The sequence below is a fragment of the Olsenella sp. CU969 genome, from assembly GCF_905219715.1.
In the GTDB taxonomy this organism is placed as follows: Bacteria; Actinomycetota; Coriobacteriia; order Coriobacteriales; family Atopobiaceae; genus Granulimonas; species Granulimonas faecalis.
Genome location: NZ_CAJMXC010000054.1, coordinates 1 through 13,213, shown reverse-complemented (window position 1 = coordinate 13,213; position 13,213 = coordinate 1). Strand labels below are relative to the sequence as shown.

Genomic DNA, 13,213 nt, shown 5'->3' with positions numbered 1-13,213 from the left:
AACGGGTACGGCGATCCGTAGGGCTGCGGGGCGCTGTAGGGGGCCGCGGCCGCCGGGGGCTGCGTCATGGGCACCGGGTTGCCCGTGGGCGCCCCGGCCTGGGCCGCGTAGGGGGCCGCGGGGGCCTGTGCCGGCCACACGTCCCCCTCGGCCGCCAGGGAGATGGTGACCACGCAGCCGCCCTGGATGTTGTCCTCGATGGTGAGGGAGCCGCCCTTGTCCTCCATGTACTGGGAGGCGTAGGGCAGGCCCGAGCCCACGCCGCGGATGTAGCGCTTCATCTCCTCCGTGGCGCTCGACGTGCCGTACTCCAGGGCCAGGCGCTTGTCGGCGATGCCGGGCCCCTGGTCGGAGAAGCGGATCGTGTCTCCCCCGTCGAGGATGGAGACCGTGGGGGCGGTGAAGTAGGCGTNGACGAGGTTCTCCACGCACTCGCGGATGACGGTGAACGGGATGGACCCGCCCTGCTCCTTGGCGAGGCGGTTGACCGTCGCGGTGNCCTCCTCGAGGTANGTGCGCACGTCGGAGGGCCCCACCACGACCACGCGGGGCGCCGCCGCGGCGTCGTCGTAGACGGCCACGCGCGTCGGGCTGCGGACCTCCATGGCCCCCTCGGGCGCTTGGGGCGCCCCTTCGGGCCCGTTCTCGACGAACGGATAGAACGAATCGGCCATGGAGGTCTCGCTTTCGACAGTATTTCGTCGGGTGTTGAAATCTTGCGGTGGATTTCTTTCGTTGCGGAAGTCGTGTTTTCAACAAGGGGTGAAATGCTGTTGAAAACCGTGAATCCCGGTGCAATGGACCGCGCAAACCCATAGTATCCGATGGCGTTTTTTCATGGACCGCGAACGGTTTCTTTCACCGTGCGGAACACGATGCATGATTGCGCGGGGACGGTGGGCATACTCCGTCGCCCCCGTTCACGTGGTCTTTGTGTGACAATTGACAGTTCGTGAAGGTGGCTCCTACAATCGTGGAGCTTGTGCTGCAACCAACCGCAGCTAGAACGCAGTATCCAGGAGGGTTTCCCAATGAAGCGTACGTACCAGCCCAATAAGCGGAAGCGCGCCAAGTGCCACGGCTTCCGTTCCCGCATGGCCACTTCCGCCGGTCGTAAGGTGCTCGCCCGCCGTCGTGCCAAGGGCCGCAAGCGCCTCACCGTGTCCAAGACCCGCCCCCGCTAAGGCCTCCTCTCCGTGAGNACGCTCNAGTCGGCCAAGGCCTTTGAGCGCGTCTTCAAGAANGGGCGCCGCGGCCGATCGCCGTTCGTCCGCGTGTCGGTGCTGGCGTGTGAGGGACCGGAGCAGCCGANCGTCGCGTTCGTGGCGCCCAAGCGGCTCGGTAACGCGGTCTATCGCAATCGCTGCAAACGCGTCTTGAGAGAGGCAGCCCGCGCGAGCGGGCTGCCTCTGCTTGGCTATGACGTCATTCTCTTTGCGACGGACCGCACCCANGACGCCTCCCCCGAGGAGCTTCGGCGGGGCCTTCGTTCCGCCCTCGCCAAGGCAGGTGTGGGGGCGCTCCGTGGAGATGAATAGGCGGAGTATTGCGGCGCGAATACTGTTGAAGATATTCTTGGGCTACCAGCGTTACATCTCTCCCCTGCTCCCGGCGTGCTGCATCTACCGACCGACGTGCTCCCAGTACGCCGTCGAGGCCGTGCGACGCTACGGGGCCCTCAAGGGCGGGTGGCTGGCCGTGCGACGCATCTGCCGGTGCCACCCCTTCCACAAGGGCGGCTACGACCCGGTTCCCTGACCGCAACTATCTAAGGAATTACACCTATGTGGGAATGGTTCATCGGCTTTCTGACCCAGGTCCTGGCCGGTATCGCCGGCTTCTGCGGCGACTGGGGTCTCGCCATCATCCTGCTCACGTTCATCATCCGTATCCNGCTGACGCCGCTCACCATCNNGTCGACCCGCTCGTCGGCCCAGATGCAGGTGCTGCAGCCCCGCATGATGGAGATCCAGGAGCGCTACGCTGACGACCCCGTCCGCCAGCAGGAGGAGCTCCGCAAGATCTACTCCGAGCACAAGTTCAACCCCCTCGGCGGCTGCCTGCCCCTGTTCCTGCAGATGCCGGTCTTCTTCGCACTCTTCACGGTGCTCAAGAACGTGCCGTCCGGCGCGCNCTTCTACAACATTCTCCCCGCCCTCGACGGCTCCTGCGCGGGTGTGCTCGCCTCCGGTGGCATCGGCGCGGCTTGGGTGTACATCCTGCTCGATGTGCTCTTCGGCGCCCTGACCTTCCTGCCCATGTACCTCAACACCCGCAACTCCGCGGCCGGGCAGCAGCAGTCCCAGACGCTCGTCATGGGCGTGGTCATGGCCGGCATGATGATGTGGTTCGGCTGGACCGTGCCCGTCGGCGTGGTGCTCTACTACAACACCTCCGCCGCGTGGGGCGTCATCCAGCAGCTCTTCATCACCAACCGCATCATGGAGAAGTTCAAGAAGGAAGAGGAGGAGCGCCTGGCCAACGCCCCCGTTCAGGTGAACGTGGTGCGCAAGGAGAAGGCCCCCCGCCCCCGCAAGAAGTCCTAGACAGAGTCGAAGTCGTCTGAACGAGGCACGGGCAGAGCACCGTGCCTCGTTTTGTATCAATGGAAGGAGATCCCATGGACCCCCAGGAAATCATGGACACCGAGGGCGAGGCCCTGGAGGAGGCCCTCGATGCTGCCGTCGACTTCGAGGCGGTCAAGGCCCACTTTGTGGAGAACGGCTCCATCGACGACGCGGAGGTCGACGCCGTGGCCGACCTCTCCGTGAGCTACCTGCGTCAGCTCCTNNCCTGCTTCGGCGAGCACGATGTGGTGATCGACGAGTATGAGGGCGACGNGGGTGAGCTCATCCTCGATGTCTCCCAGGGTGACCTCGCCATCCTCCTTGGCCGCCACGGTCGCACCCTGGAGGCGCTCCAGCAGATCCTCTCGTCCCTCGTGAACAGGCAGCTGGGCTTCCATTACCCNGTGGTCGTGGACATCGAGGGGTACCGCGAGCGCCGTCGCCGCAAGGTCCGCGATATGGCCCGCCGTGCCGCGGACCGCGCCAAGCGCTCCGACAAGCCCGTGTCCCTCTCCCCCATGAGTGCCTACGAGCGTCGCCTCGTGCACATCGCGCTCCGCGACGACCCCGAGGTCTCCACGCATTCCGAGGGCGAGGACCCCGACCGGTACGTGGTGGTGGAGCCCGTCGACGACATCGATAGATAATTTGGTGCATACTTGGGTCAGCCCGCGTCTTTAAAGGAGAGCCCGCATTCCGGTGCGGGCTCTCCTCTTTCTATGGCAAGGTGGGGCCGGTGCGGCGGGTTCGTCCGTGCCAGATTTCGGTGGTTCGTCGGTTCTTGGCAGGGAGCGTGCATCATGGAGAAGGACACTGTCGGCGGCGTGGGCCGGGCTATGCTCGACCGCAGGCTGGGCGAGTTGCTTGCTTCCCAAGGCGTCGCCTGCACGGAGGGCCAGAGGACGCTCCTCCTCGACCACCTTGACCTGGTGCTCGAGAAGAACAAGGTCATGAACCTCACCCGCATTACCTCCCCCGAGGACGCCCTGGTGCTCCACATCCTGGATTCCCTGCTGTTGGAGGAGGAGGTCGCCAAGACCGACGGCCCGGTCCTGGATATCGGGACCGGTGCCGGCTACCCAGGGATTCCTCTGGCCGTCATGGAGGACCGCCCCTTCGTCCTGATGGACTCGGTGGGCAAGAAGGCCCGTGCCGTGGCCGAGTTCGCCGACGCCATGGGGCTCGGCGCNGTGGGGACGACGCGGGAGCGGGCCGAGAGCTATGCGGTCGACCATAGGGGCGAGTTCGGTGCCGTGGTTGCCCGAGCCGTCGCCCCCCTGGGGGTGTTNGTGGAGTACGCCCAGCCGCTCCTGTCCAAGGGCGGCCGCCTCGTTGTGTCGAAGGGGCGACTCTCTGACGAGGAGCTCGGTTCTGGGCAGAAGACGGCGGAGAAGGTCGGTATGAGGCTCGTTTCACGTGAAACACTCAGCCTTCCCGAGGGCATGGGGCACCGGGAGCTCGTTGTCTACGAAAAGGACGGCCACTCCTTCNTAAAGCTCCCCCGTCCCGTCGGAGAGGCAAANAGCAAGCCCCTTGCCTGAGTGGNCCATCGCTCTCCCACTGGGCTCGGCAGCCTGTTTCACGTGAAACATAGCTCAGGGGCGCTGGGCGGCCATTCGGCCGGCGCGCAATCGCTTGCCATATGTTACATGTGAAACATCGTGGGCGTCGCTGTCACCGTAGCTTCCTGTTTCACGTGGAACGTCAGGGCACCTGCCGTCTGTATACTTGCCGTAGTGAAGCGTTGGGGTCGCGGTAGACAGGAGGAACGGTGCCGTATACGGAGGAAGATTGCAGCGGTCAGGAGCACTCGCCCGTGGTCTTGGCCATCATTAACCAGAAGGGCGGTGTGGGTAAGTCCACCACCGCCGTCAACCTCTCTGCNGCCCTCGGAGAGGCNGGAAAGAAAGTCCTCGTCGTGGACCTGGACCCACAGGGCAACACCACGAGCGGTTACGGCATCGAGAAGNAGGACCTGACCAGCNACGTGTACGACGCGCTGCTCCAAGACCGCCCCATGGACGAGGCTATCGTGGGCACTGTCGAGGAGAACGTCTCCATCGTGCCCGCCACCATTCAGCTGGCCGGTGNCGAGATCGAGCTTGTGAGCCGTATGGCCCGTGAGTCTATCCTCAAGAACGCCCTCGAGGACGTGAAAGGCAGCTATGACTACGTCTTCATCGACTGCCCACCGTCCCTGGGCCTGCTCACGCTGAACGCCCTTACGGCCGCCGACGGCCTGCTCATCCCTATCCAGTGCGAGTACTATGCGCTGGAGGGCGTCACCAAGCTCATGGAGACCACCTCCATGGTCCAGAAGAGCCTGAACCCGGCCCTCGACATCTTCGGTGTCCTGANGACCATGTACGACAAGCGCACCACGCTCTCCAACCAGGTCGTGGCCGAGGTCCGTCGCTTCTTTGGCGACCGGGTCTTTGAGNCGGTGATCCCGCGCAGCGTCAAGCTAAGCGAGGCGCCGTCCTACGGTCTTCCCATCACCCAGTACAACCCTACCAACAAGGGTGCCGTCGCATACACGGCCCTTGCCCAGGAGGTGATCGACCGTGGCTAAGAAAACAGGTCTGGGAAAGGGCCTCAACGCCCTCATGGCCGAGTCGTCGGCCGAGGTGGGCAAGGAGACCGAGGCCACCCTTCCCATCTCCAAGGTCAAGCCCAACCCGGACCAACCCCGCCAAAACTTTGACGAGGAGGCCCTGGAGCAGNTGGCNNACTCTATCAGGNANCACGGCGTGNTCCANCCCNTCCTCGTGCGCAAGGTGGGACGCGAGTACCAGATCATCNCCGGCGAGCGCCGCTACCAGGCGTCGAAGCTGGTAGGCCTCACGGAGGTGCCCGNGCTCGTGCGCGAGGTAGACGACGACGCGGTCTTCTCCCTCGCCCTCATCGAGAACCTCCAGCGCAGCGACCTCGATCCCATCGAGGAGGCCCGGGGCTACCGGCAGCTCATCGAGTCCCAGGGCCTCACCCAAGAGGGGTTGGCGAAGATCCTCTCCAAGTCGAGGCCGGCCATCGCAAACGCCCTCCGTCTANTGGACCTCCCTGACGAGGTGCAGGTACTCCTCTGCGAGCGCCTGCTCACCCCGGGCCACGCCCGGGCCATCCTCGCTGTGCCGAGCGAGGAAGGGCGAATCAAGCTCGCCCGCAAGGTCGTGGAGGAGAATCTGTCGGTGCGTCAGACAGAAACCCTCGCACCGTTGTTTTCTGGCACGGAATCACCCAAGCCGATCCGGCCCCCTGCGCCCCAGGCCTTCAAACGTGCGGCCCGACGCCTGCGCATGGCCCTCGACACCACCGTCAGGGTGAAGCAGAGCCGGGGAAAGAACCGCATCGAGATTGAGTTCAAGGACGAGGAGGACCTCAAGCGCCTCATGGGGCTCCTCGCCGCCAACGGAGAGGATGGTGCCCATGCGTAGGTCCCTTGGGATGTTCGTGGTGACCGGTGTGGNTGTGGGCGGGGCCGTGGCCGCCTTCATGGTGCTGCTGACCCCGCAGGCCCGGGGAAACCTGACCTCGACGGCCAAGCGGGTCGTGGAGGTGGGCCGTTCCATGGCCGAGCGCTTCTCCGGCGACCCCGGTGCCGCCCGGGACGCCGCTCGCCTCGAGGCCAACCGGGCCTGGATCGAGCGGCAGTGGGAGGAGGCCGGCTACTAGCCCCCTGGCCCCTCCCCACCGGCCGTCACGGCAACGACGTGCAGCGAACGGGCCTCCCCGCCGCATCGGCTGGGAGGCCCGTTCTCCTTTGGACCGCTCTGTCCCGTGCGTCCTAGCGCAGGCGCTGCTTCAGCTGCCCGCAGGCGGCGTCGATGTCGGTTCCTCGGCTGCGGCGCACGGTGGTCTCCACACCCACGCCCTCGAGCACCTTCACAAAGCGGTCGATGCGCTCCTCGGACGAGGGCTTGAGCTTGGAGCCGGAGTGCTCATTGAANGGGATGAGGTTCACGTGGCAGAGGGTGCCGCGGCAGAAGTCGACGAGGGCGTCCAGGTGCGGCTCGTCGTCGTTGACGCCGGCGATCATGGCGTACTCGTAGGTGGGGCGACGGTGGGTCTTCTCGGTGTAGTCCTTCATGACGTCGTGAAGGCGCTTGAGGCTGTGCTTCCTCACGCCCGGCATGAGGAGGTTGCGGGTCTCGGGCACGGCGGAGTGCAGCGAGAGGGCCAGGCCGAACTGCTCGGGCTCGGAGGCGAAGCGGCGGATCTGCGGGACCACGCCGCAGGTGGACACCGTGATGTGGCGGGCGCCGATCCCCAGGCCGTCCTCGCTGTTCATGAGCCGCATGGCGGCGAGGGTCTCGTCGTAGTTGTTGAAGGGCTCGCCCTGGCCCATGAGCACCACGGAGGTCACGCGCTGGCCGAAGTCCTGCCCCACGTGGGCGGCCTGGGCGTAGATCTCGTCGGCCGTGAGGTTGCGGGTGAACCCGGCCTCCCCGGTGGCGCAGAACCGGCAGCCCATGCGGCAGCCGGCCTGGGTGGACACGCAGACGGCGAGGCGGTCGCCGTTGGGCATGCCCACGCACTCCACCGACAGGCCGTCGTCGAAGGCCAACAGGTACTTGCGNGAACCGTCCAGGGATTCCTGGCGCGCGACCTCGGTCACGCCGCCGAGCGTGGCCACATCGGCCAGCTGGGCGCGGAGGGCCTTGGAGAGGTTGGTCATCTCGTCGAAGNAGCGCACGTTCTTGTGGCGTACCCAGTCCTCCACCTGCTTGGCGCGGAAGGAGGGCTGGNCGATGGACTCCATGAAGGCCACGANCTGGNCGTGGTCCATGGCGNNGAGGTCGGCCTTGGGGCCGCGCCACGCGGGGGTGGCGTTCTGTTCCGCGTTCTCGCGGCTGGGGCTTGTGGGCTGGGTTTTCTCGGGCATTCTGGCACCTGATCCTATGGGAGAGGGTGGGTGGAGTATCCTCGACTCCGGTACCTGCGTACCGTCCCAGTCTACCCGTTCATGCAAGCCCGATCGGAGCCCCTATGAGCAGCAACGACGTCACCAGATCCCATGTGTGCCTCCTGTGGGGGGGTTGGGCCGACGAGCGCGACGTGAGCCACAGCTCCGCCGTCGCCGTGCAGGGCGCCCTCGCCGAGGCGGGGTTCGAGTCCGTTGACCTGGTGGACGCGGCCGACCCCGAGTTGGGTGTCAGGCTTTCCACCGGTGCCTACGACGTGGCCTTCATCGCCATGCACGGCAAGTACGGCGAGNACGGCTGCATCCAGGGCGTGCTCGAGGTGCTGCATATCCCCTACACCTTCTCCGGCGTGGTGGCGAGCGCCACGGCTGCCGACAAGGACCTCGCCAAGCTCGTGTACCGCGACGCGGGCATCCCCTGNCCNGCTGGCATCTGCGTGGCGCGCGGTGAGGAGGTCGACACCGAGGCCGTGGTGGCCCGGTTGGGACTCCCCCTCTTCGTTAAGCCGGTGCTCAACGGCTCCAGCTACGGCGTCACCCGCGTGACCGAGATCTGCCAGCTGGCGGACGCCATCGCGGTCGCCCACGAGTCATCCGACCGCGCCCTCGTCGAGGAGTGCGTCACCGGCACCGAGATCACCGTGCCGGTCATCGGCAACGGCGAGCCCGAGGCCCTGCAGATCGTGGAGATCGTCACCGGCGCCGAGTTCTACGACCTCAAGGCCANGTACGAGCCCAGCGAGCTGCACCACGTGATCCCCGCGCGCCTGGACCCCGCGGCCTACGTGCGCGCCCAGGAGCTCGCGGTGGCCGCCCACAAGGCCCTCGGCTGCTCCGGCTGCTCCCGCAGCGACTTCATCGTCNNCGACGCCGGCGAGCCCGTGCTGCTCGAGACCAACACCATCCCCGGCATGACCGAGCGTTCCCTCCTGCCCGACAGCGCACAGCGCTCCGGCATCCCCTTCCCCGAGCTGTGCCGCCGCTTCGTGGAATGGGCCTTGGAGGAGGGCGCGGGTCGTCTNTAACGTCCCTCCGCCGTCAAAAGGAGCCCCGTGAGCACCACTTCCGAGCCCCGCACCGTCGACGACCTGCTCATGGCGGGCACGCCGATGGCCGTCGCCGACCTGTACCGGTCCCTCGCCGACAGGGCGGCCGACCCTGCTTGCGACTTCGGACCCATCGAGGAGGACGTCGTCGTCCTCGACACCGAGACCACTGGCCTGTCGTTCAAGGACTGCGAGCTCATCGAGGTCGCGGCGGCNCGTCTGAGCGGACGGGAGGTGGTGGACCGCTTCGAGTCGTACGTGAGGCCCTCCAGGCCCATCCCGCCNGAGATCGAGTAGCTCACCGGCNTCACCAACGCCATGGTGGTGGATGCCCCGGGTGCCGAGGAGGTCGTGGCCAGGCTCGCCGACTTCGTGGGCGGCTGCCCCGTCATCGCGCACAACGCCACGTTCGACCGCACGTTCGTGGAGAAGGTCCGCGGCGGCTCCGAGGTCTCGGACCTCTGGATCGACTCCCTCGCCCTCTCCCGCATCGCCCTCCCCCGTCTCTCCAGCCACAGGCTCCAGGATCTCGCCCGCGTGTTCGGCTGCCCATCGGTGTCCCACCGGGCCATGGACGATGTCGAGGCCCTCGCCGGCATGTGGCGCGTCATCCTCTGCGGCCTCGCGGCGCTTCCGCCCGGCCTCGCGGGCCAGCTGGCCTCCATGCACCCGGAGGTCGACTGGCCCTACCGGCCGCTCTTTGCCTATATCGCCGGCGAGGAGGGCACGCAGGTGCCCTTCTCCCTGGTGCAGGTGCGCCGCGACCTCGTGCGTGCCCAGCGGATGCAGGTGAAGGTGGACGCCAAGGACCGTCTCTGCGACCCGGTGACGGTGCCGAGGGGCGAGCTCGAGGCGGCATTTTGCGAGGACGGCGTCGTGGGGTCGTTCTACGAGGAGTTCGAGCCCCGGCCCGCGCAGAAGGCCATGGCGCAGGCGGTCAACGAGGCGCTGGCCACGTCCACCGACCTCGTGGTGGAGGCGGGTACCGGCGTGGGCNAGTCCATGGCCTACCTGCTGCCGCTCGCGCTTTTCGCCAAGGAGAACGGCGTGACCTGCGGTGTCGCCACCAAGACCAACGCCCTCACCGACCAGCTGGTCTCCCGCGAGCTCCNNCTCCTAGATGAGAACCTGCCCGGCGGCCTGCAATATATAAGTCTTAAGGGATACGACCACTACCCGTGCCTGCGCAAGGTCGAGGGGGCCATGCTGCAGGACCTCCCGGTGGACCAGGTGAACGCAGCCGGGAGGTCCCGGAACACCGTGGAGTCCGACATGCTCACGGCCGTGGCCGTGACGCTCTCCGCCGCCTGCCAGACCCCCGAGGGCGACCTCGACTCCCTGGGCATCCGTTGGCNCAACGTGCCGCGGCAGATGATGACCACCACCCCCGAGGAGTGCCTGCACAACCGCTGCCCGTTCTTTGCCGAGGGATGCCTGCTCCACGGTGCCCGCCGCAGGGCCGCCTCGGCGGACATCGTGGTGACCAACCACTCCCTGCTGCTNACCAACGTTGCGGCGGACCAGCGCATCCTCCCCCCTATCCGCCACTGGATGGTGGACGAGGCCCACGGGTTCGACGCCGAGGCCCGGCGCCAGTGGGCCCTCGCCGTGGCCGCCCCTGACGCCCGCAGGGCCTTTGAGACCCTGGGCGGCGTGCGCTCCGGCGCCATCCACAAGCNCATGGTCCAGGCCGCGTCCAGCGAGGCCGGCACGCCGGTGGAGCGGGTCCTCACCAAGGGCTCCGCGTCGCTTGCGCGGGCCATGACGCTCTCGGCCGACTTCTTCGACGACCTCGTGCTGGTGGCCCAAGGCTGCGGGCGTCGCGGCGGCTACGACACCGTCACCCTGTGGATCGATGACAAGGTGCGGGCCACGGCCGAATGGGCGCAGCTTGCGGAGAGCGGCCGCGCCTTCGAGGCGGCGCTGGAGGAGGCCGTGAGGTTCCTCCAGGAGGCTCAGGCCCTCGCCTTTGAGGGCGTCCGGGACGCCTCCACCGAGATGGGGGACCCCCTGCGCACTCTCGGCAACCTGCGTCTGGCCCTCAAGACCGTGCTCGACGGCACCGACGATTCCTTCGTCTACTACCTCGAGGCCTCGTTTGCCAAGAATCGCCGGGGTGAGGAGCGTCTGGTGGCCGAGAAGCTCGACGTGGGCGCCGAGCTGGCGAGCCGCTGGTACCCGGAGACCAAGACCGTGGGGTACTGCTCGGCCACGCTGGCCGTGGGGCAGGACTTCGGTCACTTCGAGCACGCCGTGGGCCTGGACTGCCTCGGCCCTGGGGCGTCGCGGAGTCTGACCATCCCCTCCAGCTACGACTTCGACCGCAACATGGCCGTCGTGGTGGCCTCCGACCTGCCGGACCCCTACTCCCGCGACTACCTTCCAGCCATGGCGGACGCCCTCGTGGCCATCCATGAGGCGATGGGCGGCTCCGTGCTCACGCTCTTCACCAACCGCCGCGACATGGAGCAGCTCCACTCCATGGTCTCCCCCCGTCTGCGTGAGGCTGGCTTGGAGCTCGTGCAGCAGACGAGGGACGCCAACGTTCGTCGCCTGCGTNAGAAGTTCGTGGGAGACGAGCTGCTTTCACTCTTCGCACTGAAGTCGTTCTGGGAGGGCTTCGACGCCGCCGGCGACACCCTGCGGTGCGTGGTCATCCCCAAGCTGCCCTTCGCCAACCCCAACGACCCCTTGGTGAAGGAACGCGAGGCTCGGGATCCCCGCGCCTGGTGGCACCACTCCCTGCCCGAAGCCGTGCTCGCCGTGAAGCAGGCGGCAGGAAGGCTCATCCGCTCCAGCCGCGACAAAGGAGTGCTGGTACTCCTGGACAGCCGTCTCACCACAAAGCGCTACGGGCGTACGTTCGTCAACTCGCTCCCCAGCTCCAACGTCACCCGTTTGGGTCGGGACAACCTCAGGGGCTTCATCGAACTTTGGAGACGCAGTCACGAGAGCTGAAGCCATATATGACATTGATACATGATATTGTTTAAGAGACGGAACGTTTTAGAACGTTCCGTCTCTTTGTATCCTATGATNTTNCTAGTTGGTNATGGTCGTTACATGTGTTGTTGTAACTCTGTTATGGGTTACATGTATTAGTTACCTATATTAAAACATATCATTTATAGCTCTCGATAACAGGTTCCGTCATGGAGGTACGGCATCTTCTGTCATGTCTCACGGATCCGTAAACCGATGTGTNCNNAGGGGNGTACGCCGTCACACTCACCGTAAAAAAAGCAACGTGACAAAAGTGTCCGGGTGCCCTGTCCCATCACCCGGACACTTTTGTCACGTTCGATGTTTGTTGTCCGGAGGGTTTGAGGGGACTTCCTGGGGCCTCCCNCACCCTNCACGTTGGCGGGGNTGAGGGCGTATACTTGCGGGTATCTTTGGCTCCGGCCCTTGAACATGCCATAAACGAAGCACCCGGCTTCGCGGCCGAACCGACGGAGGATGACGCCGATGTCCATGAGCGAGAAGTACCTCGACTACCTTGACTCCCGGATCGAGATAGCGCCCGCGAACAGCCAGGAGGAGGTCAACGCCGCAGACATCCTGCAGGAGCTGCTCTCAAACGAAGGCCTTGATGTGACGCGTCAGGACGTCACGACCCCCAGCGACACCCGCTTCATCGGCGGGATCCTCCTCGTGCTGGCGTTTCTCGGCATGGTGGTGTCAGGCATCGGCGGCATCGGACTCGCGGTGCTCGGGTTCGTGGTCGCCGCCGTGAGCGGCGGCCTTCTCGTGCTGAGGTATCTGGGCATCGACCTCTTCGGCCGCTTCCTGCCCCCGGCCCGCAGCCAGAATGTCGTGGGATTCCACAGGGGTACCGGCCCCCATGCCGGCCGAGGCGTGCGCCCCATCGTCGTGATGGCCCACTACGACACCGGGCACGAGGAGCTCCTCGCCNACCCAGCGGTCTNCNGTTACAGCGGGGTCGTGCNTCGTTGGGCCCCGATGGGCCTGGCCGTCGCGNGCCTCTGCTNCCTGCTCNAGCTCGTCGTGGTCATCCCCGACGTCGCCCTCCGGGTCATATGGGTCATCGGCATGGTCTGCGCGCTGCCCGGGCTCGTCTGCGGCATCAACGACNTCGCCGCGCACTTCATNCCCCTCACCGGAGCGGCCAACGACAACAACGCCTCCCTCNCTGCCATGCTCGGTGTGGCCGAGGANGTCTGCGGCGGCACCGAGGAGGAGCGTGCCCAGCGCGCCGAGCTCCTCGCGCAGGCAGAGGCCGAGGCCGTCGCCGGGGCGGCTCTCGACTCCCNCATCGTGGTCGACGAGGTGCCTGCGGANCAGCGTGTCGTCATGCAAACCGTCACCGAGATGGAGCAGGTCGAGGGGGTGCGCCACGGAAAAGACGTGGTAGAGGCCCTCGGTATCCTCCCCGAGACGTGTCAGATCGAGTACATTGAGACGCAGCCCGTTACGGTCGAGGAGGTTGTGGGGGAACCGGTCGACCTGGAGCCCGATCCGGTGGTCGAGGACCAGTCGACCCGACCCTCCGCCCCCGTCCCCGACTTCCTCTCGCGCAAGGCCGCGTCCCGGGAGACCGGCACCATAGAGGTGCGTCAGACCACCGGCCGCATCGCGACCGACCCTGTCGTCTCCGGCCCCTCCTCTGTGAGCGAACCCACGCCGCGTTCCGCCCGCCGTGCCGAGGAGCCCTCCCC

Annotated in this window: 12 protein-coding genes and 1 pseudogene; 11 read left to right on the top strand and 2 right to left on the bottom strand. The window is 66.4% G+C overall.

From position 1 onward, the window contains the following. Window positions 1-674 (bottom strand): ATP-binding protein (locus JX283_RS06205; protein WP_204829797.1); only part of this gene is annotated, 674 nt, incomplete at its 3' end. Window positions 675-1,031: 357 nt separating this feature from the next. Here JX283_RS06205 and rpmH point away from each other — a divergent pair. The 8 genes from rpmH to JX283_RS06165 all read left to right on the top strand — a co-directional run bounded on the left by rpmH (window position 1,032) and on the right by JX283_RS06165 (window position 6,001). Continuing rightward, window positions 1,032-1,184 carry a 50S ribosomal protein L34 gene (gene rpmH / locus JX283_RS06200; protein ID WP_135977869.1) on the top strand — a complete coding sequence of 51 codons (153 nt, stop codon included), beginning with the start codon at window positions 1,032-1,034 and terminating at the stop codon, window positions 1,182-1,184. A gap of 12 nt (window positions 1,185-1,196) precedes the next feature. After that, window positions 1,197-1,538, top strand: a complete 342-nt coding sequence (gene rnpA, locus JX283_RS06195) for a ribonuclease P protein component (RefSeq protein WP_204829796.1) — start codon at window positions 1,197-1,199, stop codon at window positions 1,536-1,538. Further along, window positions 1,531-1,758 carry a membrane protein insertion efficiency factor YidD gene (gene yidD / locus JX283_RS06190; protein WP_204406985.1) on the top strand — a complete coding sequence of 76 codons (228 nt, stop codon included), beginning with the start codon at window positions 1,531-1,533 and terminating at the stop codon, window positions 1,756-1,758. The genes rnpA and yidD overlap by 8 nt, the downstream gene beginning before the upstream one ends. Before the next feature lie 26 nt (window positions 1,759-1,784). After that, window positions 1,785-2,546, top strand: coding sequence for a YidC/Oxa1 family membrane protein insertase (locus JX283_RS06185; RefSeq protein WP_204829795.1), 762 nt, complete (start codon window positions 1,785-1,787; stop codon window positions 2,544-2,546). 74 nt (window positions 2,547-2,620) lie between these two features. Beyond that, complete coding sequence (locus JX283_RS06180) at window positions 2,621-3,214, top strand: R3H domain-containing nucleic acid-binding protein (RefSeq protein ID WP_204829794.1); 594 nt, start codon at window positions 2,621-2,623, stop codon at window positions 3,212-3,214. 153 nt (window positions 3,215-3,367) lie between these two features. Further along, window positions 3,368-4,108: a 16S rRNA (guanine(527)-N(7))-methyltransferase RsmG gene (rsmG, locus tag JX283_RS06175; protein WP_204829793.1), complete on the top strand. Its 741-nt coding sequence runs from the start codon at window positions 3,368-3,370 to the stop codon at window positions 4,106-4,108. A gap of 230 nt (window positions 4,109-4,338) precedes the next feature. Beyond that, complete coding sequence (locus JX283_RS06170) at window positions 4,339-5,139, top strand: ParA family protein (protein ID WP_305082431.1); 801 nt, start codon at window positions 4,339-4,341, stop codon at window positions 5,137-5,139. Beyond that, window positions 5,132-6,001, top strand: coding sequence for a ParB/RepB/Spo0J family partition protein (locus tag JX283_RS06165; RefSeq protein ID WP_239652503.1), 870 nt, complete (start codon window positions 5,132-5,134; stop codon window positions 5,999-6,001). Before JX283_RS06170 ends, JX283_RS06165 begins: the two co-directional genes overlap by 8 nt. Before the next feature lie 350 nt (window positions 6,002-6,351). Here the strand turns inward: JX283_RS06165 and rlmN are convergent, their stop codons facing one another. Continuing rightward, window positions 6,352-7,449, bottom strand: a complete 1,098-nt coding sequence (gene rlmN, locus JX283_RS06160; RefSeq protein WP_204829791.1) for a 23S rRNA (adenine(2503)-C(2))-methyltransferase RlmN — start codon at window positions 7,447-7,449, stop codon at window positions 6,352-6,354. Between the two features lie 104 nt (window positions 7,450-7,553). Between rlmN and JX283_RS06155 the strand changes: the two genes are divergently transcribed. From JX283_RS06155 to JX283_RS06150, 3 genes and pseudogenes are all read left to right on the top strand, one after another. After that, on the top strand, window positions 7,554-8,513 hold the full coding sequence (locus JX283_RS06155) for a D-alanine--D-alanine ligase (RefSeq protein ID WP_204829790.1): 960 nt from the start codon (window positions 7,554-7,556) through the stop codon (window positions 8,511-8,513). Window positions 8,514-8,582: 69 nt separating this feature from the next. Continuing rightward, window positions 8,583-9,116, top strand: a pseudogene (locus JX283_RS08845) (PolC-type DNA polymerase III); the annotation flags it as partial. Continuing rightward, entirely contained in the window at window positions 9,105-11,492 is a 2,388-nt protein-coding gene (locus tag JX283_RS06150) for an ATP-dependent DNA helicase (protein WP_370583424.1), read from the top strand. The pseudogene JX283_RS08845 and the gene JX283_RS06150, both read left to right, overlap by 12 nt. Window positions 11,493-13,213 lie beyond the last annotated feature (1,721 nt).